Source organism: Bacteroidota bacterium (assembly GCA_008933805.1).
Classification (GTDB): Bacteria; Bacteroidota; Bacteroidia; order UBA8524; family UBA8524; genus SB11.
This window is the reverse complement of record WBUH01000021.1, coordinates 1-14,888: the sequence shown is the minus strand read 5'-3', so window position 1 is coordinate 14,888 and position 14,888 is coordinate 1. Positions and strand designations below refer to the sequence as shown.

14 protein-coding genes are annotated in these 14,888 nt (G+C 44.0%); 9 read left to right on the top strand and 5 right to left on the bottom strand.

Translation table 11 applies throughout. From position 1 onward, the window contains the following. The first annotated feature begins 11 nt into the window (after nucleotides 1-11). Nucleotides 12-2,465: a DUF2339 domain-containing protein gene (locus F9K23_16855; protein KAB2913493.1), complete on the top strand. Its 2,454-nt coding sequence runs from the start codon at nucleotides 12-14 to the stop codon at nucleotides 2,463-2,465. Next, nucleotides 2,446-3,636 (top strand): hypothetical protein, encoded by a 1,191-nt coding sequence (locus tag F9K23_16850; GenBank protein ID KAB2913492.1) that lies wholly within the window; start codon nucleotides 2,446-2,448, stop codon nucleotides 3,634-3,636. Before F9K23_16855 ends, F9K23_16850 begins: the two co-directional genes overlap by 20 nt. 2 nt (nucleotides 3,637-3,638) lie before the next feature. On the opposite strand, the gene F9K23_16845 is transcribed toward F9K23_16850, so the two are convergent. After that, complete coding sequence (locus F9K23_16845) at nucleotides 3,639-3,905, bottom strand: acylphosphatase (protein KAB2913491.1); 267 nt, start codon at nucleotides 3,903-3,905, stop codon at nucleotides 3,639-3,641. Between the two features lie 330 nt (nucleotides 3,906-4,235). After that, entirely contained in the window at nucleotides 4,236-7,100 is a 2,865-nt protein-coding gene (locus F9K23_16840) for a TonB-dependent receptor (GenBank protein KAB2913490.1), read from the bottom strand. Nucleotides 7,101-7,513: 413 nt separating this feature from the next. On the opposite strand from F9K23_16840, the gene F9K23_16835 reads away from it, so the two are divergent. The 4 genes from F9K23_16835 (at nucleotide 7,514) to F9K23_16820 (ending at nucleotide 10,290) form a co-directional block, all read left to right on the top strand. Further along, nucleotides 7,514-8,458, top strand: a complete 945-nt coding sequence (locus tag F9K23_16835; GenBank protein KAB2913489.1) for a DUF2589 domain-containing protein — start codon at nucleotides 7,514-7,516, stop codon at nucleotides 8,456-8,458. A gap of 73 nt (nucleotides 8,459-8,531) precedes the next feature. After that, nucleotides 8,532-9,371, top strand: a complete 840-nt coding sequence (locus tag F9K23_16830) for a hypothetical protein (protein ID KAB2913488.1) — start codon at nucleotides 8,532-8,534, stop codon at nucleotides 9,369-9,371. Further along, nucleotides 9,371-10,057: a DUF2589 domain-containing protein gene (locus tag F9K23_16825; GenBank protein ID KAB2913487.1), complete on the top strand. Its 687-nt coding sequence runs from the start codon at nucleotides 9,371-9,373 to the stop codon at nucleotides 10,055-10,057. Before F9K23_16830 ends, F9K23_16825 begins: the two co-directional genes overlap by 1 nt. After that, nucleotides 10,057-10,290 (top strand): hypothetical protein, encoded by a 234-nt coding sequence (locus F9K23_16820; GenBank protein KAB2913486.1) that lies wholly within the window; start codon nucleotides 10,057-10,059, stop codon nucleotides 10,288-10,290. Before F9K23_16825 ends, F9K23_16820 begins: the two co-directional genes overlap by 1 nt. A gap of 4 nt (nucleotides 10,291-10,294) precedes the next feature. Here F9K23_16820 and F9K23_16815 read toward each other — a convergent pair whose 3' ends face one another. Both F9K23_16815 and F9K23_16810 read right to left on the bottom strand, forming a co-directional pair. Then, on the bottom strand, nucleotides 10,295-10,582 hold the full coding sequence (locus F9K23_16815) for a DUF721 domain-containing protein (protein KAB2913485.1): 288 nt from the start codon (nucleotides 10,580-10,582) through the stop codon (nucleotides 10,295-10,297). 5 nt (nucleotides 10,583-10,587) lie between these two features. Then, complete coding sequence (locus F9K23_16810) at nucleotides 10,588-11,694, bottom strand: DNA replication/repair protein RecF (GenBank protein KAB2913484.1); 1,107 nt, start codon at nucleotides 11,692-11,694, stop codon at nucleotides 10,588-10,590. 104 nt (nucleotides 11,695-11,798) lie between these two features. Between F9K23_16810 and F9K23_16805 the strand changes: the two genes are divergently transcribed. The 3 genes from F9K23_16805 (at nucleotide 11,799) to apaG (ending at nucleotide 14,157) form a co-directional block, all read left to right on the top strand. Further along, nucleotides 11,799-12,674, top strand: coding sequence for a helix-turn-helix domain-containing protein (locus tag F9K23_16805; GenBank protein ID KAB2913483.1), 876 nt, complete (start codon nucleotides 11,799-11,801; stop codon nucleotides 12,672-12,674). A gap of 141 nt (nucleotides 12,675-12,815) precedes the next feature. Then, complete coding sequence (locus F9K23_16800; GenBank protein ID KAB2913482.1) at nucleotides 12,816-13,565, top strand: glucose 1-dehydrogenase; 750 nt, start codon at nucleotides 12,816-12,818, stop codon at nucleotides 13,563-13,565. Between the two features lie 205 nt (nucleotides 13,566-13,770). Beyond that, nucleotides 13,771-14,157: a Co2+/Mg2+ efflux protein ApaG gene (gene apaG / locus F9K23_16795; protein KAB2913481.1), complete on the top strand. Its 387-nt coding sequence runs from the start codon at nucleotides 13,771-13,773 to the stop codon at nucleotides 14,155-14,157. Here apaG and F9K23_16790 read toward each other — a convergent pair. Next, nucleotides 14,154-14,474, bottom strand: coding sequence for a hypothetical protein (locus F9K23_16790; GenBank protein ID KAB2913480.1), 321 nt, complete (start codon nucleotides 14,472-14,474; stop codon nucleotides 14,154-14,156). The genes apaG and F9K23_16790 overlap by 4 nt on opposite strands. Nucleotides 14,475-14,888: the final 414 nt, after the last annotated feature.

The window sequence follows — 14,888 nt, the reverse complement described above, 5'->3', positions numbered from 1 at the left end:
CAGCATCCTACATGGAGGGATTACTATTTTTAGGCATAGCGGTGGTTATCGGTTTTCCGATAATTCTACTGGTAATGTTATCAGGCATCAGAAGCAGACAGCTTCAAGACAGGGAAACATTACTTAAACGCATAGATAAGTTAGAAGAAACCCTGTACCGTAACGGCTTAAAAGGCCAACCCGAAGTGCCGCCTGAAAAACCTACCCCTGTAGATAAACCGGTTGTACCTCCGGTTGTTCAGCGAGATGTGGTTCCGCCTCCGGTAGTTGTTACCCCGCCGCCTGTTATCCCTCCCACACCTGATGTAATTGAAACTCCAAAGGCGGTTGAAGAACCTCCCATAATAGAGACTGTTAAACCTGTAACACCAAATATTCCTCCTTTCGAAACCCCGAAAGAAGAAAAAGCACCCAAAGAGGCTAAAGACTTTGAACGCTTTATTGGCGAGAATCTTGCGGGTAAAATAGGTATTGCCATATTAGTATTGGGCATAGGCTATTTTGTAAAATACGCCATCGACCGCGAAATGATAAACGAGGCAGGCCGTGTAGCCCTTGGCCTTATCAGTGGGTGCATATTACTGGCCATTGCTCACCGCCAACGCAACAGCTACCGCACTTTTAGTTCGTTGTTGGTATCAGGGGGTATCGCCACGTTTTATTTCACCATTACCATTGCCTTCCAACAATACCAAATGTTCGGGCAAACCCTTGCCTTTATCATCATGGTAGTGATTACCGCATTTAGTGTGCTGCTCTCCGTGTTGTACGACCGCAAAGAATTGGCAGCTATATCACTGCTGGGCGGTTTAGGTGCGCCCTTTATGGTGAGCACCGGACAGGGCAATCACATAGTATTATTTAGTTACCTACTCATACTCAATACAGGTATGCTTGTGTTGGCCGGCCTCCGCAGGTGGAATATCATCAATGCCTTATCTTTTATTGGCACTGTGCTTATTTATGCAGCGTGGCTGCTCAACGAAATCTATTATACCACTGCCCCCCATTACGGAGACGCTTTGCTGTTTGCATCCCTGTTCTATGTTGTGTTCTTTGTGATGAATGCTTTACCTCAATTCAGGAGAAACGAGGTGTTTACCCGCTTCCAAACATTTATACTGCTGTTTAACTCGTTTTTGTTCTTTGCCGCAGGCATGGGCATTTTAAAGCATTGGGGGCAAACAGAGTATCAAGGCATTTTCACCGCATTATTGGCAGTTTTCAACTTTGTTCCCGCACTTATATTTTACCGTAGAGAGCGAGCAAACAGTAAGCTGGCCTTATACTTGTTTGGTTTGGTGCTTGTATTTGTAAGCTTAGTAGCACCAGTACAATTAAAAGGCAATTATATCACCTTGTTTTGGGCGGCCGAAGCTGCCATGTTGCTTTGGTTTTCACGTCCGGCACAAATGCCGTTGGCTAAAACCGCTTCGTTGCTGCTAGTGGGTTTAATGATGGTAAGCGTGGTTATTGATTGGTTTAAGTTTTACGGATTTGGGGCAGCCTATCTTCCCGTACTTACCAATAAAGTATTCATTACCTGCTTGGCTTGTTTCGCCTCACTAGCCCTTAGCAGGCGTTTGTTACGAAGCCATGAACATCCGTACAGCTTTGGACTTATACATATTGATAACCAAAGTGCAGGAATTTTATTTGATATCCTGATGGCTGTAATAGCCTTCGGCACGCTGAATTTTGAAGGATTGTACCAAATGAACCGTTTAGAGGTGGATAGCACCACCCGCCAAATAGTGCTGATGGCCATTAATTATCTGTGGGTGTTAGCATTGATGCTGATTGTGATTTTCCGACGCAGCTTTGCATACGGCAAAGTAGTGATGCTGCTCGGTGTAGCAGCCCTGTTTATAAACTGTTTAGTTCAGGGAGTGTATTACCAGCTATTCAAAGCAATCATCTACGACGGTGCGGATATACAACCCGGCTTTGCTTTACACTACATCAACTTTTTTGCGTTGGCAGGTATTATCATCACCTTGTTTGTATTGCAAGCCAAACAAAAGAGCGGCACCAATACATTATGGCTGTGGGCGGCAACCTTTTTCGGGGTATTTATCGTCAGTGCCGAAGTAACCCTGCACGGTCTTGCATTGCACACCGATAGTATTGCGCGGCTTTCTACCCAAGGCCACGAGGCGGGATTGGCTGAATACGGAAGTATCGTAAGGCAATCTATCAAAGCAGGCTATCCGGTGTTGTGGGGCATTTGCTCTTTTGCCTTAATGTGGCTGGGTATGCGCAATAAAAACCAAACCTTGCGTATTATTTCTCTTACACTGTTTACCCTTACCCTCGCTAAGTTATTTATTTATGATATCAGCGGAGTATCTGACGGCGGGCGGATACTTGCCTTTATTATACTAGGCATACTGTTGCTGGTAATTTCTTTCATGTATCAAAAAATCAAAAAAATTATCCTGAGCGATGAAAAAACGGATAGTTAACCTGCTGCTTATTGTTTTGGTAAGTTTTGGAGCACGCGCGCAAAACTTTACCCACCACTTGCCGCTTCCCAAGGTTGACAGTACAGGGTATTACAACGTGTATTTACCGCTTGAATTGTTTGCTGTATGTAACTCCAATTATAGTGATATCCGTATATATCCCGTAGGCAGTAAAGAGCAAGTCCCCTATATGGTGCAGTTGAGTACCGATACTTACTTAAAAAAAGTACCCGTGTCTCACCCTGTTACGCATACTGTTGTTGAAGAAAACGCCCGCTACACAGAGATTGAAGTCCCTGTATTCCAAAAATACGATGACGGTCAACTTGCCTTTTATACCACCGAAAAATGGACGAACAACCCGAACATAAAAATAATAGTAGGAAATGAAAATGGGGTGTATCAAGAAGTAAGGGTTGATACATTACCGAAAGGAGAAGGGTTTTATATTGAACATCATTTGATTTATGGCAAACGCTCTCTGAAATTTAGAATTGAAGGCCCTGTTGCCAAACGACCTGCTATTAAAACCTTGGCGAATTACAGTTTAGAAAACGACCCGACTGCCTTTCACCTGATAGAAGCCAAATGGAAAACCTCCGAAGGAGAAAACTCTCACAGCAGTATTGTGGAGGCTACTTTGCCCCATTCGGCACCGCTATCAATGGTAAAGTTTGAGTTTACCAATCCGTTGCCGTTTCAACGGGACTGCTCACTTACTTTAATCAACGGAAACAAGCAAGGCAGTATATTTAATAAAACGTCTGATAGGGTGTATCATGTAAATATCGGCAGCAACCCTGTTTTAATTGAGACAGATAACCATTTTACAAATGCGTTTAGCCTGCTGATAAACAATAATGACGATGCTCCTTTGCAAATAAAAAGTATAACAGCATTGGCACCTAAACTGTTTGTAACGCTTCGCTTAGAAGCAGGTATGAATTATGAATTGAGGTGCGGAGACCCTGATTTGAAAAAACCGAAATACGATATTGAGTATAATTCAGATGTGAGGACAGTGGGTACACTTACCATAAACACCCCGCCCGAAGCCATAGTAGAAAGTAGTGCTGAGAAAACCCGAAAAAACCTGTTGTTATGGGGAGCGTTGGGTTTGTGTATTATAGTAATGGGCGGTATGGCCTTTAGTATGATAAAAAAGGCGTAGGCTTACCGTATTTCAAACGCTGAAAAATGCTGTACGTCTCCCTGTTCCCACTTCACCTCTTTTACCGATGAAAGCGGTGAGCCCACATAGCACCATGCGATAAACCGGTCAAGTATCGGTTGTTCAGCTTCCGCCTCGGCATACACACTTCCATCGGGTAGGTTTTTCACAAACCCTTTAATGCCCAACTTAATTGCTTGTGTTTGGGTGTATTTCCTAAACCAAACCCCTTGCACCCGTCCGCTGATAGTAATATTAATATGCTCCATTGTCGCAAAGCTATTGTAAGAATATTAATTGCCGAATTTGGTTCAGCATCTCATGACCATTCACATGATTTCCCTATGCGATCCCGAACCGAGTTCGGGATGACGGTGGTTTTCCTCCTCCTACATCCTCCTCCAAAGGAGGACATTGGGGTGTTGGCCTGCCTCATTGATTTTTCGAGTATCAAATTTCGTTCGTCGTTCAATGTCCCCCGCTTGCGGGGGTAGGGGGTGGAAATGCTGCGCTGATAGTCATGCCGAACTTGTTTCGGCATCTCATTACCATTTATGTGATTTACCCATGCGATCCCGAACCGAGTTCGGGAGGACTGCTTAAAATCTTACGCTGATACCCGTCATAAAGTGGCGTTGTGCCATAAACCTTGATGGGTCGTAAGGCGGTGTGCCGCTTGAGCGAGAGTCGCGAGGGTCGGGGTAGTTAGGGTCACGCCATTCGCTGGGAACAGGGTCTCCGCTTTGGTAAGCGCGACCTGTTACAGGGTTTACACGTGCCGTATTTTTTAGGTTAAGAATGTTCGTAATCTCAATCGTCCATGAAATCTGCACATTTTTCACCGTCCACCATTTGCGGAAGTTGAAATCGAGCCACCAAACCGATTTACCGATTTTTGAATAGCGAGAATTTGGGTTTTGGTCTTGGATATAAACAGGACGACCGGTTGCAGGCTCGTCACCTTGATATACGTAAGGAGTATAACGGATGCCCGAACGCCAAACACCTTCAAGATAAAAACTCATTTTATTCAGCCATTTGTAGCCCCAATAACCGCCCTTTTGGTTCAAAATAAACACGTGGTTCATTTTTACATCCCAAGGACTGCTCCAAGGCATATAAAACTCGCGGGTGTCTTCGCGGTTTCCTTCGCCCAAAATTTCTTTTAACGATGTTGACGCCGATGAACTTTGTCCTGTAGCCACCATATAACCCACTGAAAACTGGCCTTGGTACCATTTGCCTACACGTTTAAGGTAACTCACCTCAACGCCGCGTATGCGGGCATAATCGCTGTTGATACGCATAGAACGCGATACTTCCCTGCCTGAAACATCTTTAACCAAAATGCGGGTAGTAGTAATAAAATCATAGTTATCACGCCAGTAGGCCGATGTTGTTAGTACATCGTTGTTGCTAAGTTCTGATTTCAAACCCAACTCGTATTGTATGCTCACTTCGGGGTTAAGACTTGGATTACCCAAACGCGCTACAGTTGAACGGTCGCTGTAATAGGGGTCTAAGCCTGTATAAACATAAGAGGGGTGAGGTAAGATAGTGCTGTGTCCGTAGTTAAAAAACAGCATTTGCTTAGTGGTAATAGGGAACGACGCCGATACTTTGGGCAAAAAGCGGAATTTGAAACGACGCCCCATTATTGATGTTGAGTTATTGATATAGTCTTGTCTTATTTCTTCGCGTATTTGGGCGCGTGGGTCGTTAATGGCATCATCTACATATTTACCGGGCATCCAGTATTCAAGGCGAGCACCTACTTCGGCTACCAAGCCTTTATAACGTACTCGGTCGGTAACAAATATACCGCCGCGAGAAGGTTTCACTCGCCAAGCTTCGCTGTATTCACCCAAACGGTACGATTGGGTAAAACCACCACCCGCTACTTGTATAGGCGCACCCACCCAAGGACGGCCAATGTCAATCCATTGCAAGTCTTGCAATTTCACTTCCGCACCAAACGAAAGTCGGTTCAGTGAGTTGTCTTGCGCGTTTTGGGTGAATAAATTACCCACTGCCTTCAAGGTATATTCTTCAATAAAGTGGTCGTGCCAAAGTGTAGCAATACCTCCGTTGTTATACGTTCCGGGGGCTGGGTTCACAAACACTACGCTATCTCCGGGGTTAAATACAGAAACAGGGTAGGTAACAATAGAACGGGGGTCGAACTCGCTATCTACATTATCAGGTCTCCAATCACGGCCGTTTGCATCGGCACGCAAGCGAGCAAAGAAGCGTGAAGCAGTTAGTTCGTAATTAAACCTTTTCCGAAGCAAGTGTTTAAAATTCAAGATAGTCAGGTTGGCGTCGTGCGTGTAGGTATTCGCATTATCCATTTGGTCTTGAAACATGTATTGATAACCGGGCGAAAAGGGGATGTCGTTGCCCGTAATACGCAGCATATTTTCGTCTTGGTTCACCGTGATGGTTTTGTTATAGGTGAAGCTAAGGCGTTTAGTGCTGTCGATATCATAGTTTAATTTCAAAAGACCGCTCCAACGGTTATCCAAAAACGGGGTAACCATTGTGTTGGGGTATAGTGATGAAACTACTTGATTGGGTGGATTCTTTGTAAATTGGTCGGTAAAAAAGTTTCTGAATGCTATAAAATAGCGCAGTTTTTTAGGATTTTTTGGGAACAACAAACCCGCAGGGCCACCAATGGTAAACTCGGTAACTTGTGAGTTCCATGATGCCTGCCAGTCTTTGTTAAACCCAAAATTATCACGTTTGTGGGTGATTGAAATCTCTAAGCTATCGCCGCCTGAACGGGTTTTGGCGTTTACTACGCCCGATGTAGCATCGCCCACATCAGCAGTAGCACCCCCTGTATTTATATCTACCTCGCTGATAGAGTTTGAACCCATATCGATACCAAACCCTGTACCCGCCAAAGGGTCACGGGCTGATACGCCGTCAATCAAAAAGCCGGTTTCATACGTCCGTCCTCCGCGAATAAAAACCCCCGCAGGTGTGTTTACTACACCCGGCTGCGTATTTATAATAGCCTGTAGTTGGCGCACAGGGGCTTCCTTTATTTGGTCTTGCCCAACAATATTAGTAGTTCGGGGCACTTCAGCATCCACCAGTGGTTTTTCGCCCACTACTTCTACCTCGCCCACATCTACTGTCATTTCAGTCAGCTCGGCGTTCTTTTCAGTAGCCTTGTCGGCATCTACCTTCACGTTGGTTATCAACTGACTTTGGTAGCCCACCACCCTTACTTCAAGCGTGTAGGTTCCGGCCTTCAGGTTTTTTATCTCGTAATACCCGTCCAAATCCGTAGCAGCACCAACAGAGGTTCCACGTATGATTACTGTGGCTCCTATTAGCCCCTCTTTGGTTTTTTTATCGGTTATGCGGCCTTTGATGCTGCCTGTTTGCGCCCACAAAGAGAACGAAACCAGCATCACTAGGCAGCTAAGTATGGTTTTAAGCAAATTAGCCATAATTAATGGCTTCAAAAATACGGTGTTGCTCTCAATGTATCTATTAATTGTGGGTTAAATAACTCATATAAGATTTTGGCTATCTTACACAAGAGTGTATATACCTAATATAAAAAACAGGTATTAATGCCCAATTATTTATTATTAGGGTTTATTTTTTGTTAACGCTTGCTTTTGAGGGAAAAAATTGGGTAAACTTGTATTGTACTATCACTTGTTATGTTTTTATTTCACACACATTGTGCTCTGCTTGGCGCATTTATTTTTTTATTATACCGAAAAAATTAATGCACATTACTGAAGCGAATAAAGAGGAAAAGCAGGGGGTATTGTTTGTAAAGCATATAAGTAATTGTTAAAGAAACCCCAATTACACATTATCAATTTCATAAAAAATTAAACCCATTACAACTATGGCAATTGACACCACCCCATCAACGGTAGCCACCAATGCATTGCAGGCTATCCCTTTTTCCTCACTCATCGGCGGCCCTTTGCAGGCTGCTATTCAGGCACAATCACAAGCAGCTATCACTACTTGGGAATTTATTAACAACGTTGGTTTAACGGGTCCCGAAGGCGACCGTAAGGCCATCAGTGTTGTATTTCAGTACCAAAAGGGCGGCCAAATGGTTAACCTTATTGTGCCCTTGCTGGCTATTGTGCCCATTCCTTACATTTCGATTGATGCAATGACTATTGACTTTACGGCCAATATTTCGGCGTCTTCTTCGAGCGTAGTTGAAAATACCGAAAGTACTGCAACCAGCGGCGAAGCGAGTGCTAAAGCCAGAGTAGGCTGGGGGCCGTTTTCAGTAGAAGCTAATTTTAAAGCCAACTACTCAAGTAAAAAAGATTCAAAGGCTACGCAAGAATCAAAATATTCGGTTGAATACACCATGAACATTCACGTGGGTGCCAGCCAATCGGCCATGCCTGCGGGTTTAGCCTCAGTACTAAACATACTCAACTCAAGCATTAACGAAGCTCCTACCAACGGTGTAATGGAACCATCGCCGTTTATAGTACTGCTTAAAAACGACACCACGAGCACAGCCGATGTAACGTTGCAACTAAAAGACAGCATGGGCTTAGTAGTACCGGGCGTTACCGTAGCTCCTGTAACGGCAACAACTTCATTTGGCACGGGTGGTGTAATTACCGTTAATCCTGCAAATGCAGTAACCAGCGCCAATGGTTTTGCAGCCTTTACATTAAGCGTAACCACCGCTGCTACTGATTTGGCAAATGGCGTAACTGTATTAATACCGTTTACTGCTACTGATGTGCCCAACCCTGTAACAGGCGGCAAAGACACTGTAAACTCTACTTTCTCAGTTACAATATCGCCCGCATAAACTAACCACTACCAATTATATAAGGGTGCTGCCGTAAGGCGGCACCCTCTTTTCAAATAATACCAATAGTCAAATGGCAATAAAGCAAACCCCTTCGCTAACCCTTGAGCAAATATTAGAAGCAGTGCTTGTTGATGTTGCCCAGGCGCAAGATGCTTCGAACAAATACTCGGCAGAGGTGCTGGCACCTGAGTATAAAGACGACACCTTGCTGAAGGAGTTTCCTGTGCCAAACGCGCTTTTATCCGAATTGGAATTAACGCTTAAAATGGCGGTTGACAACACTTATACGGATGATGGCGAAGACGGAACGGGGACTAAAACCCCGCAATACAATGCTAAAGTACTTTTGCCTTATGTGCTGCCGATTGTTGACCGTATCAAAGAAATTTTCTCGTCGTTTTTTAATGCGGCGGCCAACCTCACCGAACCTGAGGTAACGGGTAAGCTGAACACCATACAGCGAAACTTAATGAGTGAACATTTCACCAAGTTTCTTACCCAAAAAATATTGAAATGCCTGCTTGACAATGAAAAGGTGTTGTTGAACAATTTGGCGTTTGATGCCAAAACAGCCCTGCAAAAGGTAATGAATGTGATTGAGCAGGAAATTTATAACCAAGAGCAGCTTGATTTTATTTTCGGGCAGGAGAAGAGTGCGCGGAAAAGACTTGACGGGTTGTTGCGTAACCCAATATACAGCATACTGGTGAAAGTTTCGGTACCTGTTGAGGTTGCCGGACTGAAACACCAAAGGCCCGGTATGCGGATGTTTGTAAGCGCAGGTGAGTTGGAGGATATAGGCTCTGATGTTATAAGTTCATTGAAAATTAAGGTGGAAATAAGGAATTACAAATGGGCTACCGACCCTAATAATCCTGAGTATACCATATTATTACCCTCTACTTCTTAATGCCTATGGCCTCAAACGAAGTTATTACCAATCAGATATCCGACCTGCAATACCTTATTGCTGCGCCGATGGTTGCTACCGTTAAGGCAGACATATATGCTGCCCAAGCATTTGTTGAGTTTATTGAGGAGTACGGATTTGAAGAAAAACTGGCCAGCAAAACTTCCGATTTAGGCGGCGGTGACGATGCTAACTCGCATTTGGGAAAGCTAAAGATGATTACCTTTTGGTACTCGTACAAGCAAGTGGCAATTGTGGATGGCGAAGAAACAACCATCGAAAGGATGGTGTCTGTAACGCTTCCCAAGCTATCATTGATACCGATGCCCATTTTGCAGGTGAGCGATGCCAAATACAATTTTGATATCCGCATAACCGGCGTTTATGATTCAACGGCTGTGACAGATACGGATGGTGATTTGATGCGTGCTGCCGTAACAGGTAAAAAGAATAAAATGGTTATTCCTACTGTAAAGGCTACCTACACCCCGTTGGTTTCTGAAACCAACGTAAACACACTGGCGCCAAGCTTAATTGCCAATATGCGATTAACCGTTAATATGAGGCAGGCCGATGTGCCTGCCGGTATAAGTAATTTATTGAATGTTGTGACGGATAGCAGCAATAGCACAACAAAGTTGATTGAACCCGACCCAACCCCCGACCCAAACAATTGTAAAAAATAATGGATACTAACAAACCTTCGCAAGAACACAAACCCGGCCTGGCCTGCCCTGAGTGTGGTTTTTTTATAAATATGAGTATTGAGGATATTTTGTACCGCACAGGCATACAATGCGCCAGTTGCGGTCTGCAATTAACAATGAACCGTAACATGTCTAACGAGGCTTTGCAAGCGTTGCAAAATTTAGATACAGCTATTAAAAACGTAAACCACCTGAAGCAGAAGTATAAGTAGCGGGCTATTTTACCACAAGCTCCTCTATCACTTGCTCGCCCACCGCATCATTCAGCCGTTTGATAATTTCGGTACGGGCAAATACCAATTCGTTTTTAATAACCGATGAGCTAAGGTAAACATACAGCTTTCCCCTTCTCACATACAACTTTTCAGTTTTTTGTGAAATCATGGGGCCTACAGCATTTGCCCACTCGTTTATTATACGCACCTCGTTGATTTTTGCTTTAAGCTGGTAAGCTTCAAGCATACTTTCAATCACAGCTTTCAAAGGTTTTTCATTTGTGCCCATAATAGTTAATAGGTTGCTTGCGCCGTTTGTGGTGCAGATAATTCAAAATAATTCGGGCTGATGCCCATTGCCTCAAAAACATCTCGCACCCTTTGCGGGTGGGTATCTGTAATAAACAATTGTCCAAACCCTTCGCCGGCTACCATTTGCATCAATTGTGCAGCGCGGGTAGCATCAAGTTTCTCAAAAATATCATCCAACAACAGCAAAGGCAGTTTGCCCGTAGTGTTTTTTAAATAATCGTATTGCGCCAGTTTCAGGGCAATTACAAACGATTTGGTTTGCCCCTGTGATGCATACCTTTTCACAGGTTCACCATCCAGCGTAAACTTCAAATCGTCTTTGTGCGGCCCGGCAGTGGTGCGCTCCAACGCTAAATCGCGGCGCAGATTGCCTTCCATCAAATCTAAAAAATTACCCTCGTGCATAGGGCTTTCGTACTCAATGCCCGCTTTCTCGGCTCCGCCGCTAATTAGCGTATATTTTTGGGCAAACAAGGGCAAAAACTCCTCAAAAAACGCTATCCGCTTTTTGTACACCAACTCTGCATAAGGAGCCAATTGCCTATTATAAGTGTCCAGCAATAGCGCATCAAACGTATTGCGCTCGGCAAATAGTTTTAATTGGCGGTTTCGTTGGTCAAGCAAACGGTTATACTGTTGCAAAGCATCCAAATACGCAGCATCGGTTTGCACCAACAGGGTGTCCGTAAACCGTCTCCGTTCCTCGCTGCTTTCATACACCAACTGTATATCAAACGGAGTTATGATTATTAGTGGAACTGTCCCCACGTGTTGCGCCAGCCGTTCATACTCAATTCCGTCTTTCTTTAAGCTTTTTCGGGTATTGCGTTTTAGCCCTAATTGCACACTAAACGGCTTGCCATCCAGCTCATAATTTCCGGCACACAAAAAGAAACTTTCCTGCTGGCGGATGCTCTGGCTATCGCTGCTGTTAAAATAACTTTTACAAAGCGACAGGTAATAAATGGCATCCAAAATATTGGTTTTGCCCGCGCCGTTAGGCCCCGTAATGCAATTAATACGGTCAAAATCAAGCACCAACTCTTCGTGGTTCTTAAAATTTAACAGTTGCAGGCGGCGCAGTAACATAACGTGCAAAGTTCGGGCATTTACATTGTTAAAAAGCAATTTGTTGATAACAGGCTGCGGTGTTTCGTATTCTCAAACAAAATCACTATTTTTACTTATTGCAGATGAGCGGTAATGAAATAAGGAAAGTTGATATAAGCCATTTTGTGGCTGCTGAAAATAACGGCACCTTGGCGGGTGATGAGTTTTTTGTTACCGATGATATCTATCCTTATTTACGCGAAACCCCCGGCAGACTTGAGTTTTATGCTATTGCCCTGTGCCTCGAAGGGCAATATACCAGCACTATTAATCTTCACGAATATACCTTAACCAAAAACTGTTTTGCGGTGTTTAAGCCCCACCAAATTGCCCACATGTTGGAGATTAAGGATTACAAAGGGGTGCTGATAGTGTTTAACCGCAGTTTCTTTAGTACGCTACCCGATAGCCGTATTTTAGAAACGTTTGATTTTTTTGATGACAGTGCTTTTCCGGTGGTGCAGTTTGACGAGGCAGATGCCAACTTGCTGATGGAATATTTTGGTTTATTGCGTCAGCGGGCAGCCCAAACAGAGAATGTGCACCGCAGCGAAATAAGCCGCCATATACTTATGGCATTGCTGTACGAGATTAATGCCATATACCGCCAAAAGTATGCGGTGCTTACTAAAACATTGTCACGTAAAGAGGAGCTTGCAAGGCGTTTCCATGATTTATTGATGCAGCATTTTAAAGAGCAACGCAGTGTGCAGTTTTATGCGGATGCCTTATCCATTACGCCGAAATACCTTAGCGAACTGTTGAAAGAAGTAGAAGGGAAAAATGCCAGCGAACTGATTGATGACGCTGTGATACTGGAGGCTAAAGTGATGCTGAAAAGCACACAAAATACAGTTGCACAAGTGGCCTACGGTCTCCATTTTTCTGATGCGGCGGCATTTAACAAGTTTTTCAAAAAGCAGACGGCGGTTTCACCCTCTAAGTACAGAGAGGCGTAAGACAAAACCGAAATTTTGACAATAACTACCGTAATGTGGACAATACCACCCCTTGATTGATGTTGTAACTTTGTATTGCTATAAGGTAGGATTTTTTATTGCCTACAACACACAAGGAGTTCTAAAAAAAACGGTGTAGTGATGCTCTTACAAAACAAAGTGGCTATAGTTACCGGAGCCGGTTCCGGAATTGGGCGTGAGGTAGCATATAAGTATGCAGCCGAAGGTGCCTCTGTTGTGGTATCAGATATTAACGAAGCCGGAGGTAACGAAACCGTTACTGCCATACTAGACAAAGGCGGCAAAGCAGCTTTTTTTAAGGCCGATACAAGCAGTGCAGCTGATAACGAAGCCTTAGTAAATTTCACCATTAAAACATTCGGGGCACTTCATATAGCTTGCAACAATGCGGGCATTGGCGGTCCATCAGCCCCCACCGGCGAGTATCCGCTTGACGGGTGGCAAAAAGTAATAAATGTAAATCTTAACGGCGTGTTTTACGGTATGCGCTACCAGCTCCCGGCTATGATAAAGGCAGGAGAGGGTGCTATTGTAAACATCGCTTCAATATTAGGGCAAGTAGGTTTTGCAGGCAGCAGCGCCTACGTAGCTGCCAAACACGCAGTGGTTGGTTTATCTAAAAATGCTGCTCTGGAGTATTCATCACAAAACATAAGGGTTAACGCAGTTGGCCCCGGTTTTATAGTTACCCCATTACTTGAGAATAATCTTACTGAAGATGTGATGAACTTTTTAGTAGGTAAACACCCTATAGGCAGGCTTGGCCGGTCTGAAGAGGTGGCAGAGCTTGTTCTATGGTTAAGCTCTCCCAAAGCATCGTTTGTTTCGGGATCTTATTATGCTGTAGACGGCGGTTATTTAGCACAGTAGTTTTCATAGTTTTATTATAGTTGTTTTGTTAAGGCCCCGGGAGGGGCCTTTTTTATGTTTAAGTATATGGGTGAACGTTATATTTATTTTGTTTCCGCCATTGCCCCTTGTTTTTTCGCCATTCACATAATATCCTTGCCGCTCGTAAAAAGTAAAGCGGTTTTTGAAACCGTGAAATATACTTTTGCTTCCTATTATGCCTTTTATGCCAACAGCCGTTACAGAGGAGATAAGGGTGTCGGTAGTTACAGATTACCAGCCTGATTTCTCTAACCCCGAAAGGGGAGAGTACTTTTTTGCCTATCACGTGCAAATTGTGAATCAAAGCGACTATACCGTTCAGTTACTTCGCCGCCACTGGCATATTTATGACAGTAATGGTGAATACCGTGAAGTAGAGGGTGAAGGTGTGGTTGGCTTGCAACCTACATTGGCCAGCGGTGATAATTATGCTTATTCATCAGGATGTAACCTGCATACCGATATGGGTAAAATGAGCGGCACTTATGAGTTTGTGCGCCACGCCGATGGCAAACTTTTTACTGTAACTATCCCCGAATTTAAGATGGTGCTTCCGCACAGGCTTAATTAACAGCCGCAGTCTTTCATTTTGTGTACTCTGCCTTTTTTATCAGTTATCTGACTTAGCTTTCCGTTTTTATACAAGCGTTCCCACTTAAACTCGCCGTTTTTATACTTGGTCATTTTAAGTATCACACCCTCTGCATCGTATTCTTTCCATTTTCCATGCTTTAAGCCGTTTCGGTAGCTTCCTTTTTCCTTTACCTGTCCGTTTTCGTGGTAAGTAACCACCGCACTGTCATTGGCACTTTGCACAGGCGATGCAGTAAGCTCGCCTGCTAAAAAAACAAAACAGAATAGCACAAGTGCACGAATAACGTATTGCATTATTGCAAAGCTATTATTTTAGTAAGAAAGCTCTATTCAATACCCATAATATTGTTTAAAGTCAGGGTATCAATTTTATGAATAGCGGGAGGGTTTCCGCTATTGCCGTAGCTACCCTGAAGTCCGTTATTTCCTCTGTAACCTCTATTCGTCCCAAACAATAAGGCAAGAAAACTGCTGTTAAGATTACTTCCTCCCCTTCCTGAGCGACCTCCATCGCCTCCGTTTCCACCTGCACCCCCTCCATTGTCAATTTGTACGCAATGCAAATGTTTCAAAGCCTCTTCATCACCAAAAATCATAACCATGCCGCCATTACCTCCATTGCCGCCCAGTCCCCCATCACCTCCGTTACCTCCCTGTCCGGCACTAAGTTCTTTGGTTTCATCAGCACCACACGCACCACTCCCCCCA

What these genes read in the sequence shown, in the direction of transcription:
- F9K23_16805 (KAB2913483.1), top strand. Translation starts at nt 11,799, where the DNA reads ATGAGCGGTAATGAAATAAGGAAAGTTGATATAAGCCATTTTGTGGCT.
- F9K23_16825 (KAB2913487.1), top strand. Translation starts at nt 9,371, where the DNA reads ATGCCTATGGCCTCAAACGAAGTTATTACCAATCAGATATCCGACCTG.
- F9K23_16835 (KAB2913489.1), top strand. Translation starts at nt 7,514, where the DNA reads ATGGCAATTGACACCACCCCATCAACGGTAGCCACCAATGCATTGCAG.
- F9K23_16790 (KAB2913480.1), bottom strand. Translation starts at nt 14,474, where the DNA reads ATGCAATACGTTATTCGTGCACTTGTGCTATTCTGTTTTGTTTTTTTA.
- F9K23_16800 (KAB2913482.1), top strand. Translation starts at nt 12,816, where the DNA reads ATGCTCTTACAAAACAAAGTGGCTATAGTTACCGGAGCCGGTTCCGGA.
- F9K23_16815 (KAB2913485.1), bottom strand. Translation starts at nt 10,582, where the DNA reads ATGGGCACAAATGAAAAACCTTTGAAAGCTGTGATTGAAAGTATGCTT.
- F9K23_16845 (KAB2913491.1), bottom strand. Translation starts at nt 3,905, where the DNA reads ATGGAGCATATTAATATTACTATCAGCGGACGGGTGCAAGGGGTTTGG.
- F9K23_16810 (KAB2913484.1), bottom strand. Translation starts at nt 11,694, where the DNA reads ATGTTACTGCGCCGCCTGCAACTGTTAAATTTTAAGAACCACGAAGAG.
- F9K23_16820 (KAB2913486.1), top strand. Translation starts at nt 10,057, where the DNA reads ATGGATACTAACAAACCTTCGCAAGAACACAAACCCGGCCTGGCCTGC.
- F9K23_16855 (KAB2913493.1), top strand. Translation starts at nt 12, where the DNA reads ATGGAGGGATTACTATTTTTAGGCATAGCGGTGGTTATCGGTTTTCCG.
- F9K23_16830 (KAB2913488.1), top strand. Translation starts at nt 8,532, where the DNA reads ATGGCAATAAAGCAAACCCCTTCGCTAACCCTTGAGCAAATATTAGAA.
- F9K23_16850 (KAB2913492.1), top strand. Translation starts at nt 2,446, where the DNA reads ATGAAAAAACGGATAGTTAACCTGCTGCTTATTGTTTTGGTAAGTTTT.
- F9K23_16840 (KAB2913490.1), bottom strand. Translation starts at nt 7,100, where the DNA reads ATGGCTAATTTGCTTAAAACCATACTTAGCTGCCTAGTGATGCTGGTT.
- apaG (KAB2913481.1), top strand. Translation starts at nt 13,771, where the DNA reads ATGCCAACAGCCGTTACAGAGGAGATAAGGGTGTCGGTAGTTACAGAT.